This is a genomic window from Pseudomonas kurunegalensis, assembly GCF_030291635.1.
GTDB classification, from domain to species: domain Bacteria; phylum Pseudomonadota; class Gammaproteobacteria; order Pseudomonadales; family Pseudomonadaceae; genus Aquipseudomonas; species Aquipseudomonas monteilii.
In genome coordinates this window covers 5,897,361-5,918,472 of sequence record NZ_CP127871.1, presented here as the reverse complement: position 1 = coordinate 5,918,472, position 21,112 = coordinate 5,897,361, and the positions used below count along the sequence as shown (strand labels likewise).

At 61.9% G+C, this 21,112-nt stretch carries 16 protein-coding genes; 15 read left to right on the top strand and 1 reads right to left on the bottom strand.

Going from position 1 to position 21,112, the window contains the following annotated elements; translation table 11 throughout:
- Positions 1 to 78 precede the first annotated feature (78 nt).
- Complete coding sequence (gene argE, locus QQ992_RS26930) at positions 79 to 1,221, top strand: acetylornithine deacetylase (protein WP_105947223.1); 1,143 nt, start codon at positions 79 to 81, stop codon at positions 1,219 to 1,221.
- A 123-nt stretch (positions 1,222 to 1,344) separates the two neighbouring features.
- Complete coding sequence (gene argA, locus QQ992_RS26925; protein ID WP_060498133.1) at positions 1,345 to 2,643, top strand: amino-acid N-acetyltransferase; 1,299 nt, start codon at positions 1,345 to 1,347, stop codon at positions 2,641 to 2,643.
- 63 nt (positions 2,644 to 2,706) lie between these two features.
- On the opposite strand, the gene QQ992_RS26920 is transcribed toward argA, so the two are convergent.
- Entirely contained in the window at positions 2,707 to 4,083 is a 1,377-nt protein-coding gene (locus QQ992_RS26920) for a glutamine synthetase family protein (RefSeq protein WP_016712594.1), read from the bottom strand.
- A 574-nt stretch (positions 4,084 to 4,657) separates the two neighbouring features.
- On the opposite strand from QQ992_RS26920, the gene QQ992_RS26915 reads away from it, so the two are divergent.
- The 13 genes from QQ992_RS26915 (at position 4,658) to cysT (ending at position 21,102) form a co-directional block, all read left to right on the top strand.
- Positions 4,658 to 6,016: a glutamine synthetase family protein gene (locus QQ992_RS26915; RefSeq protein WP_016712592.1), complete on the top strand. Its 1,359-nt coding sequence runs from the start codon at positions 4,658 to 4,660 to the stop codon at positions 6,014 to 6,016.
- Between the two features lie 48 nt (positions 6,017 to 6,064).
- The gene (locus QQ992_RS26910) at positions 6,065 to 7,426 is read left to right on the top strand and encodes an aspartate aminotransferase family protein (protein ID WP_060498130.1); all 1,362 of its coding nucleotides are present in this window, start codon (positions 6,065 to 6,067) and stop codon (positions 7,424 to 7,426) included.
- Between the two features lie 170 nt (positions 7,427 to 7,596).
- Positions 7,597 to 8,694: a polyamine ABC transporter substrate-binding protein gene (locus tag QQ992_RS26905; protein ID WP_060498129.1), complete on the top strand. Its 1,098-nt coding sequence runs from the start codon at positions 7,597 to 7,599 to the stop codon at positions 8,692 to 8,694.
- A gap of 158 nt (positions 8,695 to 8,852) precedes the next feature.
- Positions 8,853 to 9,947 carry a polyamine ABC transporter substrate-binding protein gene (locus tag QQ992_RS26900; protein WP_286111698.1) on the top strand — a complete coding sequence of 365 codons (1,095 nt, stop codon included), beginning with the start codon at positions 8,853 to 8,855 and terminating at the stop codon, positions 9,945 to 9,947.
- 70 nt (positions 9,948 to 10,017) lie between these two features.
- Positions 10,018 to 11,160 (top strand): polyamine ABC transporter ATP-binding protein, encoded by a 1,143-nt coding sequence (gene potA, locus QQ992_RS26895; RefSeq protein WP_013974704.1) that lies wholly within the window; start codon positions 10,018 to 10,020, stop codon positions 11,158 to 11,160.
- Positions 11,157 to 12,077, top strand: coding sequence for an ABC transporter permease subunit (locus QQ992_RS26890; protein ID WP_016712587.1), 921 nt, complete (start codon positions 11,157 to 11,159; stop codon positions 12,075 to 12,077). The genes potA and QQ992_RS26890 overlap by 4 nt, the downstream gene beginning before the upstream one ends.
- Positions 12,074 to 12,967 carry an ABC transporter permease subunit gene (locus tag QQ992_RS26885; RefSeq protein WP_016712586.1) on the top strand — a complete coding sequence of 298 codons (894 nt, stop codon included), beginning with the start codon at positions 12,074 to 12,076 and terminating at the stop codon, positions 12,965 to 12,967. Before QQ992_RS26890 ends, QQ992_RS26885 begins: the two co-directional genes overlap by 4 nt.
- A gap of 441 nt (positions 12,968 to 13,408) precedes the next feature.
- Positions 13,409 to 14,497 (top strand): efflux RND transporter periplasmic adaptor subunit, encoded by a 1,089-nt coding sequence (locus QQ992_RS26880; protein ID WP_286111697.1) that lies wholly within the window; start codon positions 13,409 to 13,411, stop codon positions 14,495 to 14,497.
- Positions 14,494 to 15,561, top strand: a complete 1,068-nt coding sequence (locus QQ992_RS26875; protein WP_286111696.1) for an efflux RND transporter periplasmic adaptor subunit — start codon at positions 14,494 to 14,496, stop codon at positions 15,559 to 15,561. The genes QQ992_RS26880 and QQ992_RS26875 overlap by 4 nt, the downstream gene beginning before the upstream one ends.
- Complete coding sequence (locus QQ992_RS26870; protein ID WP_286111695.1) at positions 15,558 to 18,620, top strand: efflux RND transporter permease subunit; 3,063 nt, start codon at positions 15,558 to 15,560, stop codon at positions 18,618 to 18,620. Before QQ992_RS26875 ends, QQ992_RS26870 begins: the two co-directional genes overlap by 4 nt.
- Before the next feature lie 238 nt (positions 18,621 to 18,858).
- Positions 18,859 to 19,041 (top strand): sulfur starvation response protein OscA, encoded by a 183-nt coding sequence (gene oscA / locus QQ992_RS26865; protein ID WP_016712582.1) that lies wholly within the window; start codon positions 18,859 to 18,861, stop codon positions 19,039 to 19,041.
- Between the two features lie 48 nt (positions 19,042 to 19,089).
- Complete coding sequence (locus QQ992_RS26860) at positions 19,090 to 20,097, top strand: sulfate ABC transporter substrate-binding protein (protein WP_105947234.1); 1,008 nt, start codon at positions 19,090 to 19,092, stop codon at positions 20,095 to 20,097.
- Positions 20,098 to 20,283: 186 nt separating this feature from the next.
- Positions 20,284 to 21,102: a sulfate ABC transporter permease subunit CysT gene (gene cysT, locus QQ992_RS26855; protein WP_286111694.1), complete on the top strand. Its 819-nt coding sequence runs from the start codon at positions 20,284 to 20,286 to the stop codon at positions 21,100 to 21,102.
- Positions 21,103 to 21,112: the final 10 nt, after the last annotated feature.

Genomic DNA, 21,112 nt, shown 5'->3' with positions numbered 1-21,112 from the left:
TACAGCAGTCCGCCGCCAACGGTTTATTCCAGACAGCGGATAGTCCTATGATGGGCAACGCTTCCGAGGAGTATGCGCATGCCGTTGCCGACGCTGAAAGACCAGTTTGCCGCCTTGATCGCCGCGCCTTCGGTCAGTTGCACCCAGCCCGCGCTGGACCAGTCCAACCGCCAGGTCATCGACCTGTTGGCCGGCTGGCTGGGCGACCTGGGTTTCAAGTGCGACATCCAGCAGGTCAGCCCCGGCAAGTTCAACCTGCTGGCCAGCCGTGGCAGCGGCCCGGGCGGCCTGGTGCTGGCCGGGCACAGCGACACCGTACCTTACGACGAACAACTGTGGACCAGTGATCCGCTGAAGCTGACCGAGGTCGATGGCCGTTGGGTCGGCCTGGGCAGCTGCGACATGAAGGGCTTCTTTGCCCTGGTCATCGAAGCCGTCATCCCGCTGCTGGAGCACGACTTCAAGCAGCCATTGCTGATTCTGGCCACGTGCGACGAAGAAAGCTCCATGTCCGGCGCCCGAGCCCTGGCCGAAGCCGGCCAGCCGCTGGGCCGTGCGGCGGTAATCGGTGAGCCGACCGGGCTACGACCGATCCGCATGCACAAGGGCATCCTCATGGACCGCATCGACATCCTCGGACGCAGCGGCCATTCGTCGGACCCAAACCTGGGCCGCAGCGCCATGGAGGCCATGCACGCGGTGATGGGCGAGCTGATGGGCTTGCGCCAGCAATGGCAGCAAACCTACCGCAACCCGCAGTTCACCGTGCCGACGCCGACCATGAACTTCGGTTGCATCCACGGTGGCGACAACCCCAACCGCATCTGCGGCCAGTGCGCTCTGGAGTTCGACCTGAGGCCGTTGCCGGGCATGGATGTGGAGCAGCTGCGCGCCGCCATTCGTGAAAAGCTGGTGCCCGTGGCCGAGCGCCATGATGTGCGCATCGACTACGCGCCGCTGTTCCCGGAGGTGCCGCCGTTCGAGCAGGCCGCCGATGCCGAGCTGGTGCAAGTGGCGGAGCGCCTGACCGGCCACCGCGCCGAAGCGGTGGCGTTCGGCACCGAAGCGCCTTATCTTCAGCAGCTGGGCTGCCAGACCATCGTGCTGGGCCCTGGCGACATCGCCTGTGCCCACCAGCCCGGCGAATACCTTGAAATGTCACGAATCGAGCCTACCGTGCGTCTATTGCGTGACCTGATCCGGCACTATTGCCTGAACTAAACGTCCATTGACCTGATTCGTTCCTGCCTAGAGGAGACCGCGCGTGACCGCAAGCCTGTTCCGACGATGATCCTGAACGCCCCTGTACCGCCGTTCTCCGTCCACTTATCCACAGGCCCTGTCATGCCCGACTACGTTAACTGGCTGCGTCATGCCTCCCCGTACATCAATGCCCATCGCGACTGCACCTTCGTGGTCATGCTCCCAGGCGATGGGGTGGAACACCCTAATTTTGGCAACATCGTCCACGACCTGGTGCTGCTGCACAGCCTTGGCGTGCGGCTGGTGCTGGTGCATGGCTCGCGCCCGCAGATCGAAAGCCGCCTGGCCGATCGTGGGCTGACCCCGCATTACCACCGTGGCCTGCGCATTACCGATGCCGCCACCCTGGACTGCGTGATCGATGCTGTCGGCGCCTTGCGCCTGGCTATCGAAGCACGCCTGTCGATGGACATTGCCGCGTCGCCGATGCAGGGCTCGCGCCTGCGCGTGGCGTCCGGCAACCTGGTCACTGCGCGGCCGATCGGCGTGCTGGAAGGGGTGGACTACCACCACACCGGTGAAGTGCGCCGGGTCGACCGCAAGGGCATCAGCCGCCTGCTCGACGAGCGCTCCATCGTGCTGCTGTCGCCGCTGGGCTACTCGCCCACCGGTGAAATCTTCAACCTGGCCTGCGAAGACGTCGCCACCCGCGCTGCCATTGAGCTGGGCGCTGACAAGCTGCTGCTGTTCGGCGCAGAGCCGGGGTTGCTGGATGCTGACGGCAAGCTGGTGCGCGAGCTGCGCCCGCAGCAGGTTGCCCCGCATCTTCAACGCCTGGGCAGTGATTACCAGGGCGAGCTGCTGGATGCCGCCGCCGAGGCCTGCAAGGGCGGTGTGGCGCGTAGCCATATCGTCAGCTATGCCGAAGACGGCGCGTTGCTGACCGAGCTGTTCACCCGTGGCGGTGGCGGTACGCTGGTGTCGCAGGAGCAGTTCGAGGTGGTGCGCGAGGCGACCATCGAGGACGTGGGTGGCTTGTTGGAGTTGATCAGCCCGCTGGAAGAGCAGGGCATTCTGGTGCGCCGTTCGCGTGAAGTGCTGGAGCGGGAAATCGAGCAGTTCAGCGTGGTGGAGCGCGAGGGCATGATCATCGCCTGTGCGGCGCTGTACCCGATTGCCGATTCCGAGGCAGGGGAGCTGGCGTGCCTGGCGGTGAACCCGGAGTACCGCCATGGTGGGCGTGGGGATGAATTGCTGGAGCGTATCGAGAGCCGGGCGCGGCAGATGGGGTTGAATACCTTGTTCGTGCTGACTACGCGTACGGCGCACTGGTTCCGCGAGCGCGGGTTTGCGCCAAGTGGGGTTGAGCGGCTGCCGGCGGCGCGGGCTTCGCTGTACAACTATCAGCGTAATTCGAAGATTTTCGAGAAGTCGTTGTAAGCCTGTACCGGCCCCTTCGCGGTCTTGAATGAAAAACGCCGCCCTTGTGGGCGGCGTTTTTGTTTACACGGTGTGCAGGTACCAGTTGTACTCGAGGTCGGAGATCGAGTGCTCGAACTCCTCCAGCTCGCTTTCCTTGCACGCGACAAAGATGTCGATGTACTTCGGATCGATGTACTTGTTCAGGATCTCGCTGTCGTCCAGCTCGCGCAGGGCATCGCGCAGGTTGTTCGGCAGGCTCTGCTCCAGCTGCTCGTACGAGTTGCCTTCAATCGGCTCACCCGGCTCGATCTTGTTGGTCAGGCCATGGTGTACACCCGCCAGCACGGCAGCCATCATCAGGTACGGGTTGGCGTCGGCACCGGCCACGCGGTGTTCGATGCGCACGGCGTCCGGCGAGCCGGTCGGCACGCGCAGGGCCACGGTGCGGTTGTCCAGGCCCCAGCTCGGCGCGTTCGGTACGTAGAACTGCGCGCCAAAGCGGCGGTACGAGTTCACGTTCGGGCAGAGGAATGCCATGGACGCTGGCAGGGTCTCGAGCACACCGCCGACAGCGTGACGTAGCGCGGCGTTCTGCTCGGGATCCTCGCTGGTGAAGATGTTGTTGCCATCTTTGTCCAGCACGGAAATGTGTACATGCAGGCCGTTGCCTGCCTGGCCCGGGTAGGGCTTGGCCATGAAGGTGGTGTCCATTTCATGGTCGTAGGCGATGTTCTTGATCAACCGCTTGAGCAGTACCGCGTAGTCGCAGGCCTTGAGCGGGTCGGCCACGTGGTGCAGGTTGACTTCGAACTGCGCCGGGGCGCTTTCCTTGACGATGGCGTCGGCCGGGATGCCTTGCTCTTTCGCGCCTTCGAGGATGTCCTGCAGGCAGTCGGCATATTCGTCGAGGTCGTCGATCAGGTACACCTGGGTCGACTGTGGGCGTTTGCCCGAAATTGGCGAGCGCGGCGGCTGCGGGCGGCCGTTCACGTTCTCCTGGTCGATCAGGTAGAACTCCAGCTCGAACGCGGCACAGATGGTCAGGCCCATCTCGGTGAACTTGCTCACCACCTGACGCAGCACTTCACGCGGGTCGGCGAAGAACGGCTCGCCTTCCAGCTCGTGCATGGTCATCAGCAGCTGGGCGGTCGGGCGTTTTTGCCAGGGTTCGTTGGAGAGGGTGCCAGGGATCGGGTAGCAGATGCGGTCAGCATCGCCGATGTCCAGGCCAAGCCCGGTGCTTTCGACGGTGGAACCGTTGATGTCCAGGGCGAAGAGGGAGGCAGGCAGGTTGATGCCTTTCTCGTAAACCTTGTGGAGGCTGGTGCGCTCGATGCGCTTGCCACGCACCACACCATTCATATCTGCAATCAGAAGGTCAACGTAGAGAACCTCAGGATGTTCCTTAAGGAACGCGTTCGCTTCGTTAAGCTGAACGGCACGCGGGGGTACCGACATGATGCAACACCTTTGTTGTTAAAAATATCAATCAAGGGGGGCTTGCAGGACCAGTCAATCGAAAAGCCATACTGATGTCAAGCCAACCCCATGATGCCCTGAAATGGCACATCTACGGCAGATTTGCTGCATATCGGGGCAAGCCATTATCCGCTATTTCCCGCGTAAAGGGCTATCTCCGACACGCCGTGTTTTATTTTTTACGGAGGTGTTGTGTAAAAAAATGAACAAGGCTAAGCTCGGTCTCAACCCAAAACACAATAATACGAGGGTCACATGGTCCGCTTGCCGCGACCTGAAAGCACTGCCTGCGCAGTGCCATCGGGTACCTCCGCCGTTTCTGCAAGCTTCGTCAATGGCGTGGCCGCCCTGGCCGCAATAATTGACGTTTGGCGCTCCCGGGCCCGCCCTCGTAGCGGCTTGCCGCTCTTCGCTTCGTCTTCCTGCCTTTCGAACTCATTACGGACACAGCTGTTTTCAGTGTATCCACTGTGGCTCTGCGCGGGGGTTTTTGCTTTAGCAAAGTACTCCATCCAGAATCAGAGCGTGGACCACCTTACCTCCTGAGGTATTTATGAGTAACAACCTCGACCAGCTCACCGATTGGTTGAAAGAGCACAAGATCACCGAAGTCGAATGCATGATCAGTGACCTGACCGGCATCACGCGCGGCAAGATTTCGCCTACCAACAAATTCATCGCCGAAAAAGGCATGCGCCTGCCTGAGAGCGTGCTGCTGCAGACCGTGACCGGCGACTACGTCGACGACGACATCTATTACGAACTGCTCGACCCGGCCGACATCGACATGATCTGCCGCCCTGACGAGAAGGCCGTGTTCCTGGTGCCGTGGGCCATCGAGCCGACCGCGCAGGTGATCCACGACACCTACGACAAGAAGGGCAACCCGGTCGAACTGTCGCCGCGCAACGTGCTGAAGAAAGTGCTCAAGCTCTACGCCGACAAGGGCTGGCAGCCGATCGTCGCGCCCGAGATGGAGTTCTACCTGACCAAGCGCAGCGAAGACCCGGACTTCCCGCTGCAGCCACCGGTTGGCCGCTCGGGCCGCCCGGAAACCGGCCGCCAGTCGTTCTCGATCGAAGCCGCCAACGAATTCGACCCGCTGTTCGAAGACGTCTACGACTGGTGCGAACTGCAACAGCTGGACCTGGACACGCTGATTCACGAAGACGGCACGGCGCAGATGGAAATCAACTTCCGTCACGGCGACGCGCTGCACCTGGCCGACCAGATACTGGTGTTCAAGCGCACCATGCGCGAGGCGGCGCTCAAGCACAACGTGGCCGCCACCTTCATGGCCAAGCCGATGACCGGTGAGCCGGGCAGTGCCATGCACCTGCACCAGAGCGTGGTCGACGTGGCCACCGGCAAGAACATCTTCAGCAACGAAGACGGCAGCATGAGCGCGCTGTTCCTCAACCACATCGGTGGCCTGCAGAAGTTCATCCCCGAGGCGCTGCCGCTGTTCGCCCCCAACGTCAACTCGTTCCGCCGCTTCCTGCCCGATACCTCGGCGCCGGTAAACGTGGAGTGGGGCGAAGAAAACCGCACCGTCGGCCTGCGCGTACCGGATGCCGGCCCGCAAAGCCGCCGCGTCGAGAACCGCCTGCCCGGCGCCGACGCCAACCCTTACCTGGCCATCGCCGCGAGCCTGCTGTGCGGCTACATCGGCATGGTCGAAGGCATCGAGGCCAGTGCGCCGGTGCAGGGCCGTGGCTACGAGCGCCGCAACCTGCGCCTGCCGCTGACCATCGAAGACGCCCTGGAACGCATGGAAAACAGCCGCGCGCTGGTGCAGTACCTGGGCAAGAAGTTCATCACCGGCTACGTCGCCACCAAGCGCGCCGAGCACGAGAACTTCAAGCGTGTCATCAGTTCCTGGGAGCGTGAGTTCCTGCTGTTCGCTGTCTGATAAACCCTGGTGCCGCTGGAGCGCGGCGGTCGAATTACGGAGAAGCACATGAGCGTCAACAACCCGCAAACCCGTGAATGGCAAACCCTGAGCGGGGAGCATCATCTCGCACCTTTCAGTGACTACAAGCAGCTGAAAGCCAAGGGGCCGCGCATCATCACCAAGGCCCAGGGTGTGCATTTGTGGGACAGCGAGGGGCACAAGATTCTCGACGGCATGGCCGGCCTGTGGTGCGTGGCGGTCGGTTACGGCCGTGAAGAACTGGTGCAGGCGGCAGAAAAGCAGATGCGCGAACTGCCGTACTACAACCTGTTCTTCCAGACCGCTCACCCGCCTGCGCTGGAGCTCGCCAAGGCGATCACCGACGTGGCGCCCGAAGGCATGACCCATGTGTTCTTCACCGGCTCCGGCTCTGAAGGCAACGACACCGTGCTGCGCATGGTGCGCCACTACTGGGCGCTGAAGGGCAAGCCGCACAAGCAGACCATCATCGGCCGCATCAATGGCTACCACGGCTCCACCGTGGCCGGTGCCAGCCTGGGCGGCATGAGCGGCATGCACGAACAGGGCGGCCTGCCGATCCCGGGCATCGTGCACATCCCGCAGCCTTACTGGTTCGGTGAAGGTGGCGACATGACCCCGGACCAGTTCGGTGTGTGGGCAGCCGAGCAGCTGGAAAAGAAAATCCTCGAAGTCGGCGAAGACAACGTCGCCGCCTTCATCGCCGAGCCGATCCAGGGCGCCGGCGGCGTGATCATCCCACCGGAAACCTACTGGCCGAAGGTGAAGGAGATTCTCGCCAAGTACGACATCCTGTTCGTCGCCGACGAAGTCATTTGCGGTTTCGGCCGCACCGGCGAGTGGTTCGGCTCCGACTACTACGGCCTCAAGCCCGACCTGATGACCATCGCCAAGGGCCTGACCTCCGGTTACATCCCCATGGGCGGTGTGATCGTGCGTGACAAGGTTGCCCAGGTACTCAGCGAAGGGGGTGACTTCAACCACGGCTTCACCTACTCGGGCCACCCGGTAGCGGCTGCTGTGGGCCTGGAAAACCTGCGCATCCTGCGCGACGAGCACATTGTCGAGAAGGCGCGCACCGAAGCGGCACCGTATTTGCAAAAGCGTTTGCGTGAGCTGCAGGACCACCCGCTGGTGGGCGAAGTACGCGGCCTGGGTCTGCTTGGCGCGATCGAGCTGGTCAAGGACAAGGCCACCCGCAGCCGTTACGAAGGCAAGGGCGTGGGCATGATCTGCCGTAACTTCTGCTTCGAGAACGGCCTGATCATGCGCGCAGTGGGCGACACCATGATCATCGCCCCGCCGCTGGTGATCAGCCACGCGGAGATCGACGAACTGGTGGAAAAGGCGCGCAAGTGCCTGGACCTCACCCTCGAAGCGATCAACTGAGCACCTGCTAGGCTAGCGATGTGACATTAAGTCGTTACAAGGCCCTGCTTTCCTTGAAACAGAGCCTTGTAACTTGCCAGACTAGCGACTGCTTCAGTCGCCCAAACGCGTGTACTGCGGGACCTGGCTGCTGAACGGATGGCTAATCAAAAAAATCTGGAGCATGACGCATGAATAAAATGGGCAAGACGTTGCTGGCCGCAGCCCTGATGGGTGCCATGGCTACTGCTGCACAGGCTGAAGACAAGGTGTTGAACGTCTACAACTGGTCGGACTACATCGCACCAGACACCATCGCCAAGTTCGAGAAGCAGACCGGTATCAAGGTCAAGTACGACGTCTTCGACAGCAACGAAACCCTCGAAGCCAAGTTGCTGGCCGGCAAGTCGGGCTACGACATCGTGGTGCCGTCCAACAACTTCCTGGCCAAGCAGATCAAGGCCGGTGTGTACGAAGAACTGGACCGCTCCAAGCTGCCGAACTGGAAGAACCTCGACACCGACCTGCTCAAAGCCGTTGGCGACGCCAGCGACAAGGACAACAAGCACGCCTTCCCGTACATGTGGGGTTCGATCGGCATCGGCTACAACCCGGAGAAGGTCAAGGCCGCGCTGGGCGTGGACAAGATCGACTCGTGGGACGTGGTGTTCAAGCCTGAGAACATCGCCAAGCTCAAGAGCTGCGGCGTGAGCTTCCTCGACGCCCCGACCGAAATGCTGCCCGCCGCGCTGCACTACCTGGGCCTGCCGAGCAACAGCACCAAGAAGGAAGACCTGAAGGCCGCCGAGGACCTGTTCCTCAAGATCCGTCCTTCGATCACCTACTTCCACTCGTCCAAGTACATCGGCGACATGGCCAACGGCAACATCTGCGTGGCCGTCGGTTACTCGGGTGACCTGGAGCAGTCCAAGGCCCGCGCCCACGAAGCCGGCGACAAGGTCAAAGTGGACTACGTGATTCCGAAAGAAGGTGCCGGCACCTTCTACGACATGGTCGCCATCCCGAAAGATGCCGAGCATAAAGATGCTGCCTACCAGTTCATGGACTTCCTGATGCAGCCGGAAATCATGGCTGAAATCACCAACGCCGTGCGCTTCCCGAATGGCAACGCTGCCGCTACCCCGTTCGTGGACAAAGACATCACCAGCGACCCGAGCATCTACCCGCCAGCCGAAGTGAAGAAGCAGCTGTACGCAATCGCTGCGCCTGAAGCTTCTGCCCAGCGTGTGATCACCCGCAGCTGGACCAAGATCAAGTCGGGCAAATAACCCCGATGCGGCACCTCTGGGCCGGGGTTTCCCGGCCCAGAGCCAGTGAAAGGCAATTGATGATTGCGGCATCGAAGCTGCGAAGGTAAGTTGCGCGCCGGTTTTGCGTGTGCGGCAGCATTGTCGCTACCCAGGCACTGATTGTGAGGAGCACCCACTTGTCTATTTCTGTATTCCGCAAGGCCTTGATGGCTGGTGCGGGCCTGACGCTGGCATGCAGCGTCCAAGCGGCGCCTACGGTGCACTTCTACAACTGGTCCGACTACATCGGCCCAACCACACTCGCGGACTTCGAGAAAGCCACGGGCATCAAGCCCGTGCAGGACGTGTTCGACTCCAACGAAACCCTGGAAGGCAAACTGCTGGCCGGTAATACCGGCTATGACGTGGTGGTGCCGTCCAACCATTTCCTCGGCAAGCAGATCAAGGCGGGCGCGTTCCAGAAGCTCGACAAGAGCCTGCTGCCCAGTTATGCCAACCTCGACCCGGCGCTGATGAAACGCCTGGAAAAGAACGACCCGGGCAACCAGTACGCCGTGCCTTACCTGTGGGGCACCAACGGCATCGGTTACAACGTCGACAAGGTGAAGGCCGCGCTGGGCGTGGACACCATCGACTCCTGGGCCGTGTTGTTCGAACCCGAGAACATGAAGAAGCTCTCCAAGTGCGGTGTGGCCTTCCTCGACTCGGCGGATGAAATGCTCCCGGCGGTGCTCAACTACATGGGGCTCAACCCCAACAGCACCGACCCCAAGGATTACGCAAAAGCCGAGCAGAAGCTGCTGGCCGTACGCCCGTACGTGACCTACTTCCACTCGTCCAAGTACATCACCGACCTGGCCAATGGCGATATCTGCGTCGCGGCAGGCTTCTCGGGTGATGTGTTCCAGGCCAAGGCCCGCGCTGAAGAAGCGAAGAAGGGCGTGAACCTGGCCTACGCCATTCCCAAGGAAGGCGGCAACCTCTGGTTCGACGTGCTGGCGATTCCCAAGGACGCCAAGAACGTCAAAGAGGCGCATGCCTTCATCAACTATTTGCTGAAACCTGAGGTTATCGCCCAGGTCAGTGATTACGTCGGTTACGCCAACCCGAACCCCAAGGCTGGCGACCTGATGGACCAGGCCGTGAGGACTGACGCCGCGGTTTACCCACCGCAGGAAGTGCTGGACAAGATGTTCGTGAACTCAGAGTTGCCACCCAAGGTGCAACGGCTGATGACCCGAAGCTGGACCAAGGTCAAGTCGGGCAAGTAATTATCCAGACCCGCAGCGCACCTGCAGACCAGGCCGCGCGGGCACAAAAATCTTGTTGGGAGTTTCACTCATGGCAGTTGCCTCCGGTGCCTATAAAAAAGCCCTCGAGGGTGGCCAGCAACCCAAGCAGGTGCTGGTCAAGATCGACCGGGTTACGAAAAAATTCGACGAAACCGTAGCCGTGGACGATGTGTCCCTGGAAATCCGCAAGGGCGAGATCTTCGCCCTGCTGGGTGGCTCCGGCTCGGGCAAGTCCACCTTGCTGCGCATGCTGGCCGGCTTCGAGCGCCCGACTGAAGGGCGGATTTTCCTCGATGGCGTCGACATCACCGACATGCCGCCCTACGAGCGGCCGATCAACATGATGTTCCAGTCCTACGCGCTGTTCCCGCACATGACCGTGGCGCAGAACATCGCCTTCGGCCTGCAGCAGGACAAGATGCCCAAGGCCGAGATCGACGCCCGCGTGGCCGAGATGCTCAAGCTGGTACACATGACCCAGTACGCCAAGCGCAAGCCGCACCAGCTTTCTGGTGGTCAGCGCCAGCGCGTGGCCCTGGCCCGCTCGCTGGCCAAGCGCCCCAAGCTGCTGCTGCTCGACGAGCCGATGGGCGCGCTGGACAAGAAACTGCGTTCGCAGATGCAGCTGGAACTGGTAGAGATCATCGAGCGCGTAGGTGTGACCTGCGTGATGGTGACCCACGACCAGGAAGAGGCCATGACCATGGCCCAGCGCATCGCCATCATGCACCTGGGCTGGATTGCCCAGATCGGCTCGCCGGTGGACATCTACGAGACCCCCACCAGCCGCCTGGTGTGCGAGTTCATCGGTAACGTCAACCTGTTCGAAGGTGAAGTGGTCGACGACGCCGAAGGCCACGCGATCATTGCCAGCCCGGAGCTTGAGCGCAAGATCTACGTGGGCCACGGCATCACCACCTCGGTGGAAGACAAGCACATCACCTACGCCCTGCGGCCGGAGAAGATGCTGGTCACCACTCAGCAACCGACCTGCGAGCACAACTGGTCGCGTGGCAAGGTGCACGATATTGCCTACCTGGGTGGTCACTCGGTGTTCTACGTGGAGCTGCCGAGCGGCAAGGTTGTCCAGTCGTTCGTCGCCAACGCCGAGCGCCAGGGCACCCGTCCGACCTGGGGCGATGAAGTGTACGTGTGGTGGGAAGACGACAGCGGCGTGGTACTGCGGTCATGAAACTGCGCAAGCTCAAGCGAGCCTTCCAGCGCCTGACCCCGCAGGGGCGGCACGTGGTGATCGGCGTGCCGTTCATCTGGCTGTTCCTGTTCTTCATGCTGCCGTTCTTCATCGTGCTGAAGATCAGCTTTGCCGAAGCCGACGTGGCGATCCCGCCGTATACCGAGATCTACAGCTACGTCGAAGACAAGATCCAGCTGGTACTCAACCTGGCCAACTACGGCCTGCTGACCGAGGATGAGCTGTACCTCTCGGCCTACCTGGGCTCGTTGAAGATGGCTTTCTTCAGCACCCTGCTGTGCCTGCTGATCGGCTTCCCGATGGCCTACGCCATCGCCAATGCCAAGAAGGAAACCCAGACAGTCCTGCTGCTGCTGATCATGATGCCGACCTGGACCGCGATCCTGATCCGCGTCTATGCCTGGATGGGCATCCTCAGCAACAACGGCCTGCTCAACGGCTTCTTGCTGTGGACCGGGTTGATCGACCAGCCGCTGCAGATCCTCAACACCAACCTGGCGGTGTACATCGGCGTGGTCTATTCGTACCTGCCGTTCATGATCCTGCCGCTGTTCGCCAACCTGGTGAAGCATGACCCTTCGTTGCTGGAGGCCGCTTCGGACCTGGGTTCGAGCACCTTCAACAGCTTCTGGAAGATCACCGTACCGCTGTCGAAAAACGGCATCATCGCCGGCTGCATGCTGGTGTTCATCCCGGTGGTGGGCGAGTTCGTGATTCCTGAACTGCTCGGCGGCCCGGAAACCCTGATGATCGGTAAGGTGCTGTGGCAAGAGTTCTTCAACAACCGTGACTGGCCGGTGGCCTCTGCCCTGGCGGTAGTGATGCTGGCGATCCTGATCGTGCCGATCCTGCTGTTCAACCGCAGCCAGGCCAAAGAAATGGAGGGCCGCGCATGAAACGCTTCAGTTTCTCCAAGCTGATGCTGGTGCTGGGCTTGCTGTTCATCTACCTGCCGATGCTGATCCTGGTGATCTACTCGTTCAACGCCTCCAAGCTGGTGACGGTGTGGGGTGGCTGGTCGATCAAGTGGTACGTCGGCTTGCTCGACAACACCCAGCTGATGGGTTCGGTGATGCGCTCGCTGGAAATCGCCTGCTACACGGCGGTGGCTGCCGTGGCGCTGGGTACCCTGGCGGCCTTCGTGCTGACCCGCGTCACCCGCTTCAAGGGCCGCACGCTGTTCGGTGGCCTGGTCACCGCGCCGCTGGTAATGCCCGAGGTGATCACGGGTCTGTCGCTGTTGCTGCTGTTCGTGGCCATGGCGCAGATGATCGGCTGGCCGCAGGAGCGTGGCATCGTCACCATCTGGATCGCCCACACCACGTTCTGTGCGGCGTATGTGGCGGTGGTGGTGTCGGCACGCCTGCGTGAGCTGGACCTGTCGATAGAAGAAGCGGCGATGGACCTGGGTGCCAAGCCGTGGAAGGTGTTCTTCCTGATCACCATCCCGATGATCGCGCCATCGCTGGCGGCGGGCGGCATGATGTCGTTCGCGCTGTCGCTGGATGACCTGGTACTGGCCAGCTTCGTGTCCGGCCCGGGTTCGACCACCTTGCCGATGGAAGTGTTCTCGGCCGTGCGTCTGGGCGTGAAGCCCGAGATCAACGCCGTGGCCAGCCTGATCCTGCTGTCGGTGTCGCTGGTGACCTTCTTTGTCTGGTACTTCAGCCGCCAGGCCGAAGAGCGTCGTCGCAAGGCGATTCAGCAAGCGATCGAAGAGGGTGCTGCGGCCAATGCTTCGCAGCCACAGGTCAAGCGCCCGGCGCAGGTGGCTGCGTCCGCCTGATCTTGCCGACATCCTGCAGGGCTTGAGCCCTGTGGGGTGCTTGGTGCTTGCCACAACATCTTCATCGTCAGAGCGATCGAGCGCCGCCCGCGCGGCGCATCGCGAGCAAGCTCGCTCCTACATTTATCTCGGGCCAGTATCGCTTGTGCCTGCGCGCGCAACCGCCTTGTTCGCACGACGTAATATCGAGACATGCGCCAAGGCGTTCGCGCGCAAATGCCACAGGAATAATTGGCCCGAAACAAATGTAGGAGCGAGCTTGCTCGCGATGCGCCGCGCGGGCGGCGCTCGATCTGATAGGCGCTAAAAATATCGAGGCGTGCGCCTCGATGCTCAGATGAGTTTCCTGTCCTCCCCCGCAATCAGTGCCGTTTACCCAACCCTGAACTACGCTGACAGTCGCTATCCACGAATCATTAGCGCGCAAGCCAGGAGGCCTGCATGACGGTGACGCGTCTGCTGTCGGTCGTCTGCCTGGGGCTGCTGTACCTGCTCACGGGCTGTAGCAAGGAAGAAACCCCCGAGGTCATGCCCCGGGTGGGTGTGTTGCAGGTCCAACCCACCGACTTCGCTGCCAGGGTCACCCTGACTGGCGATGTGCAGGCACGGGTGCAAACCGATCTTTCGTTTCGCGTGGGTGGCAAGATCATCTCGCGTAGTGTCGATGTGGGCGATCATGTGAAGGCCAACCAGGTACTGGCGCGGCTCGACCCGAAAGACCTGCAGAACAACGTCGACTCCGCCAAGGCCGAGGTGTTCGCCGCGCAGGCGCGGGTGACGCAGACCAGCGCCGCCTTCATCCGACAGCAAAAGCTGCTGCCCAAGGGTTACACCAGCCAAAGCGAATACGACTCCGCCGAAGCCTCATTACGCAGCAACCAGAGCGCGCTCAAGGCTGCCCTGGCGCAATTGGCCAACGCCAACGAGCAGCTCAGCTACACCGCCCTGGTGTCAGAGGCCGATGGCGTTATCACCGAGCGTCAAGCTGAAGTGGGCCAGGTGGTACAGGCAACCATGCCGATCTTCGGCCTGGCCCAGGATGGCGACCGCGATGCGGTGTTCAACGTGTATGAATCCCTGTTGGTTGCGCCACCCAGCGATGCAGGTGTGATGGTCAGCCTGCTGGATAACCCCAAGGTGCAAGCCAAGGGCTTTGTACGTGAAATCACCCCCACCGTCTCTGCGCAAAGCGGAACGGTGCAGGTCAAGGTTGGCCTGCGGGATGTGCCGGCGGGCATGCAACTGGGTGCGCCGGTGACGGCCACCACCAATGCCCAGGGCCGGCCGAGCATCGAGCTGCCTTGGGCGGCGCTGACCAAGGCACTGCACGGCCCTGCGGTATGGGTGGTGGGTGAGGGCGACAAGGTGGAGCTGCGCAAGGTCGAAGTCTCCCGCTACCTGACCGGCAAGATCGTGGTTGCCAGTGGCCTCAAGGGCGGTGAAACCGTGGTGGTCAATGGCGGGCAGTTGCTGCACCCGGGCATGCAGGTGGAGAAAGTCGACGCCAAGGCCGAGGGGGGCAAGCTATGACCCGTTTCCTGTTGGTGTTCTCGACAGGCCTGTTGCTGGCTGCCTGTGGCACTGAAGAAGAGGTGGCCGACCCCGTTAGGCCCGTGCTTTCGGTAAAGGTCGAACCGCTGAATCAGTCCCAGCTGGGCCGCTTCGCCGGCAGCATTCAGGCGCGGTTTGAAAGCACCTTGGGCTTTCGCGTTTCAGGCCGAATTGCGCGACGCTGGCTGGACGTGGGCGCGCAGGTAAAGCCTGGCGATACCCTGGCCACACTTGACCCGACCGATCAGCAAAACCAGCTGCGCGCCGCCGAGGGCGACCTGGCCAAGGTGCAGGCCCAGTGGATCAACGCCCAGGCTGACGCACGCCGCCAGCAGCAGTTGTACGACCGTGGTGTAGGCGCCCAGGCCCAGCTGGACATCGCCCAGACCAACCTTAAAACCACGGGTGCCGCGCTTGAGCAAGCGCGCTCGGCAGTGAGCCAGGCGCGTGACCAGCTTGACTACAGCACCCTGCGCACCGACCACGCGGCCGTCATCACGGCCTGGCAGGCAGAAGCGGGGCAGACCATCACCGCAGGCCAAGCAGTGGTGACGCTGGCCCGGCCAGATGTGAAGGAGGCCGTCATCGACTTGCCGATCAGCCTGGCCGACCAGCTCAGCAAGGGCCTGACCTTTACCGTGGCCTCACAGCTGGACCCCACCATCAACACCACGGCCACCCTGCGTGAGCTGGAGCCCCAGGCCGATGCCACCACCCGCACCCGTCGCGCTCGCCTGACGCTGGCCGGCACGCCGGCCGCCTTCCACCTGGGTACCGCCATCAGCGTGACGCTGACTTCGGCAGTCAGCCCGCGCAGTGAGCTGCCCCTGAGCGCCTTGCTCGAACGTGATGGCAAACCCCAGGTCTGGGTGATCGACCCGCATCAGAAGACCGTGACCACCCGTGAGGTAAAGCTGATCGAGCGTACCGACGACAGCATCGTTCTGGCCTCCGGCGTGCAGCCCGGCGAACGGGTTGTTACAGCAGGCGTGAACAGCCTCAAGCCCGGCCAGAAGGTCGCCTTCGATGAGGACGCGCAATGAAAGGAAGCTTCAACCTGTCCGAATGGGCGCTCAGGCACCAGTCCTTCGTGTGGTACCTGATGTTCGTCGGGTTGCTGATGGGGGTCTTTTCGTACTTCAACCTGGGCCGCGAGGAAGACCCGTCGTTCACCATCAAGACCATGGTGATCCAGACACGCTGGCCAGGGGCAACCCAGGACGAGACGCTGTACCAGGTCACCGACCGCATCGAAAAAAAGCTCGAAGAACTCGACTCGCTCGATTACACCAAAAGCTACACCCGGCCGGGTGAATCCACCGTCTACGTGTACCTGCGCGACACCACCAAGGCCAAGGACATCCCGGATATCTGGTACCAGGTGCGCAAGAAGATCCAGGACATTCGCGGCCAGTTCCCGGAAGGCATTCAGGGCCCTGGGTTCAACGACGAATTCGGCGATGTGTTCGGCTCGATCTACGCCTTTACCTCCGACGGCCTCACCCTGCGCCAGTTGCGTGATTACGTGGAGCAAGCCCGGGCCGAAGTGCGCGATGTGCCCAATATCGGCAAGATCGAGTTGGTCGGCACCCAGGACGAAGTGCTGTACCTGAACTTCTCCACCCGCAAGCTGGCCGCGCTGGGCATCGACCAGCGCCAGGTCATGCAGGCCCTGCAATCGCAGAACGCCGTGACCCCGGCCGGCGTGATCGAGGCCGGCCCCGAGCGTATTTCGGTGCGCACCACCGGGCAGTTCGCCTCGGAAAAAGACCTGGAAACGGTCAACCTGCGCATCAATGACCGCTTCTTCCGCTTGGCGGACATCGCCGATATCGAACGCGGCTATGTCGACCCGCCTTCACCGATGTTCCGCTACAACGGCCAGCCCGCCATTGGCCTGGCCATCGGCATGAAGGCCGGTGGCAACATTCAGGTATTCGGTGCGGCGCTGAAAAAGCGCATGGACCAGGTGGTGACCGACTTGCCGGTCGGGGTCGGGGTGCATACCGTTTCCGACCAGGCTGTGGTGGTCAAGCAGGCGGTCGGCGGCTTTACCAGCGCACTGTTCGAGGCGGTGGTGATCGTGCTGGGAGTGAGCTTCGTCAGCCTCGGTGTGCGCGCCGGGTTGGTGGTGGCCTGTTCGATCCCGCTGGTGCTGGCCATGGTGTTCGTGTTCATGGAGTACAGCGGCATCACCATGCAGCGGATTTCGCTGGGGGCGCTGATCATTGCGCTTGGCCTGCTGGTGGACGACGCGATGATCACCGTGGAGGTGATGGTCACACGGCTGGAAATGGGCGAGAGCAAGGAGCAGGCGGCGACGTTCGCTTATACCTCCACAGCCTTCCCGATGCTCACCGGCACCTTGGTAACGGTGGCCGGCTTCGTGCCCATCGGCCTCAACGCCAGCTCCGCCGGTGAGTACACCTACACCCTGTTTGCGGTAATCGCCGTGGCCCTGATCGTGTCGTGGGTGGTGGCGGTGTTCTTTGCGCCCGTACTGGGCGTGCATATCCTCAGCAGCAAGGTAAAACCCCATGAGGCGGAGCCTGGGCGTGTGGGCAAAGCCTTCGAAAATGGGTTGCTGTGGTGCATGCGCCACCGTTGGCTGACCATCATTGGCACCGTGTTGTTGTTTGCGCTAGCCATCTTCTGCGAGCGCTTTGTACAGAACCAGTTCTTCCCCTCTTCGGACCGGCCGGAAATCCTGGTCGACCTGAACCTGCCGCAGAACGCCTCGATCGAAGAAACCCGCAAGGTGGTCGACCGGCTGGAGGCCAGGATCAAGGACGACCCGGACCTGGTGCACTGGAGCACCTACATCGGCCAGGGTGCGATCCGCTTCTACCTGCCCCTCGACCAGCAACTGCAAAACCCGTACTACGCCCAGCTGGTGATTGTCAGCAAAGGCTTCGAAGAGCGCGCAGGCATGATGGAGCGCCTGCAAAAGCTGCTGCGTGAGGAATTCGTCGGCATCGGCACCAACGTCCAGTCGCTGGAAATGGGCCCGCCGGTGGGGCGGCCGATCCAGTACCGGGTCAGCGGCCCGGACATCGACCAGGTGCGCAAGCACGCCATTGACCTGGCGACCTTGCTCGACAGCAACGAGCACATTGGCGAAATGATCTACGACTGGAACGAGCCCGGTAAGGTGATGCGCATCGAAATCGCCCAGGACAAGGCGCGCCAGCTTGGCCTGTCGTCGGAGGATGTGGCCAATGTGATGAACAGCATCGTCAGCGGCGTGCCGATTACCCAGGTCAACGACAACATCTATCTGGTGAATGTGGTCGCCCGGGCAGAAGACAGCGAGCGTGGCTCGCCCGATACCTTGCAGAACCTGCAGATCGTCAGCCCCAACGGCACGTCGATTCCGCTGCTGGCGTTCGCCACCGTGCGCTATGAGCTGGAGCAACCGCTGGTGTGGCGCCGTGATCGCAAGCCGACCATTACCATCAAGTCGTCGGTCACGGGGGATATCCAGCCCACTGACCTGGTGACCCAGCTCAAGCCGAGCATCGACGCGTTCATCAGCAAGCTGCCCGCCGGCTATGAAGTGGCCACGGGCGGTACGGTGGAGGAGAGCGCCAAGGCGCAAGGGCCGATCCGCAAGGTGATCCCGCTGATGCTGTTCCTCATGGCCACGTTCCTGATGATCCAGCTGCACAGCGTGCAGAAGCTGTTCCTGGTGGTGAGCGTGGCGCCGCTGGGGCTGATTGGCGTGATCATCGCGCTGGTGCCCACAGGCACGCCCATGGGCTTTGTGGCGATTCTCGGCATCCTCGCGCTGGCGGGCATCATCATTCGCAACTCGGTGATTCTGGTGACCCAGATCGACGAGTTCGAGGCCCAGGGCTTCTCGCCGTGGGACGCGGTGGTAGAGGCCACCAACCACCGGCGTCGGCCGATATTGCTGACGGCGGCGGCGGCGAGCCTGGGCATGATCCCGATTGCCCGCGAAGTGTTCTGGGGGCCGATGGCCTACGCCATGATTGGCGGGATCATCGTGGCCACCCTGCTGACGCTGCTGTTCCTGCCGGCCTTGTATGTGGCCTGGTACAAGATCCGCGAGCCTGAAAACAGCACTAAAACCCAACACTGAACCCTGTGGGAGCGGGCGTGCCCGCGAATGCGATGGTGGATTCACTGCCGCATTCGCGGGCACGCCCGCTCCCGCAGAGGCATTTGAGCGCCTGTAAAATCGCGATTTGAATTTGGTTATATAAACATTCTTAAACAGTATTTTTAAGAATAACTCCGCCTCACTACTATTGCCCTCAAGCCAGGCGCAAATCCCCTTCAAACCTCTGCCCGGCACCCTCACTCCAAGGAGAACGAGCATGAGTGCATCTCTGCGTAGCATCGACGGTCAGGACGAAGCCACCATTCTGCGTGAAATCCAGAGCGCCTTGCGCGACCTGCGTTTCGGTGCGGTGGAGATCACAGTGCACAACGCTCAGGTCGTACAGATCGAGCGCAAGGAGAAGTTCCGCCTGCAACAGCCCGGCAACAAGGCCGGCTGATCGCGCCTCACATTCAAAACTAGAAAAATGCCAATCGGGAGCTTCACCATGTCCATCCGCCGTTATGCGCTCGCCGCTTTGGCCAGTGCTGTTTTTGCCGGTTCCGCCATCGCCAAGGACTACGAACTGCTGAACGTGTCCTACGACCCGACCCGTGAGCTGTACCAGCAGTACAACGCCGAGTTCATCAAGCACTGGCAGCAGGCCCACCCGGGCGACAAGGTGAAGATCCAGCAGTCGCACGGTGGCTCGGGCAAGCAGGCCCGTGCGGTGATCGACGGCCTGCGCGCCGACGTGGTGACCCTGGCCCTGGCCGGTGACATCGACGAAGTCGCCAAGCTGGGCAAGACCCTGCCGGACAACTGGCAGACCCGCCTGCCGGATGCCAGCACCCCATACACTTCGACCATCGTGTTCCTGGTGCGCAAGGGCAACCCGAAAGGCATCAAGGACTGGGGCGACCTGATCAAGAAAGACGTGTCGGTCATCACCCCCAACCCGAAAACCTCCGGCGGTGCGCGCTGGAACTTCCTGGCCGCCTGGGCCTACGGCCTGAAGGCCGGCGGTAGCGAAGAGAAGGCCAAGGAATACGTGCAAGAGCTGTTCAAGCACGTACCGGTGCTGGATACCGGTGCCCGTGGCTCGACCATCACCTTCGTCAACAACGGCCAAGGCGACGTGTTGCTGGCCTGGGAAAACGAAGCCTTCCTGGCACTGAAGGAAGACGGTGGTGCCGACAAGTTCGACATCGTCGTACCGTCGCTGTCGATCCTGGCCGAACCGCCAGTGGCGGTGGTAGACAAGAACGCCGAGAAGAAGGGCAATACCGACATTGCCACCGAATACCTGAAGCACCTGTACAGCCCGGCCGGGCAGAAGATTGCTGCAGAGAACTTCTACCGCCCGCGTGACGAGAAAGTCGCTGCCGAATTCGGCAAGCAATTCCCGAAACTGGACCTGGTAACCATCGACAAGGACTTCGGTGGCTGGAAAACTGCACAACCGAAATTCTTCAATGATGGCGGTGTGTTCGACCAGATCTATCAGGCACAGTAATCGCCAAGGAAAAGCGGGGCCGCTTTGCGGCCCATCGCGACACAAGGCCGCTCCTACAGGGGATACGCGTTCTATTTGTAGGAGCGGCCTTGTGTCGCGATGGGCTGCAAAGCAGCCCCAGGATTTCAGAAGCTAGCACCGGCCCGGGATTGATTCCGGGCTTCGTGCGTTCAACCAGGGATATTTATGTCACGCCGCATTTCTCCCGTCATACCCGGCTTCGGGCTGACACTGGGCTACACCTTGGTGTACCTCAGCCTGATCGTGCTGATACCGCTGGCAGCCATGTTCATTCATGCCTCGCAGCTGACCTGGGAGCAGTTCTGGAACATCATCAGCGCGCCGCGGGTAATCGCCGCGCTCAAGCTGAGTTTCGGTACCGCCCTGTTCGCCGCCATCATCAACGGTGTAATCGGCACCCTGCTGGCCTGGGTGCTGGTGCGCTACACCTTCCCTGGGCGCAAGATCATCGACGCGATGATCGACCTGCCGTTCGCCCTGCCTACCGCCGTTGCCGGTATCGCCCTGACCGCCCTGTACGCGCCTGCGGGCTGGGTCGGCCAGTTCGCCACCGACCTTGGTTTCAAGATCGCCTACACCCCGCTGGGCATCACCCTGGCGCTGACCTTCGTCACCTTGCCGTTCGTGGTGCGCACGGTGCAGCCGGTACTGGCCGACATCCCGCGTGAAGTGGAAGAGGCCGCCGCCTGCCTGGGCGCCAAGCCGCTGCAGGTGTTCCGTCATATTCTGGCGCCGGCCCTGCTGCCGGCCTGGCTCACCGGTTTTGCCCTGGCCTTCGCCCGTGGCGTGGGTGAGTATGGTTCGGTGATCTTCATTGCCGGCAACATGCCGATGAAGACCGAAATCCTGCCGCTGCTGATCATGGTCAAGCTCGACCAGTACGACTACACCGGCGCGACCGCCATCGGCGTGCTGATGCTGGTGGTTTCCTTCATCCTGCTGCTGCTGATCAACCTGCTGCAGCACCGCATCGAAACCCCTTGAAGGAGGCCGG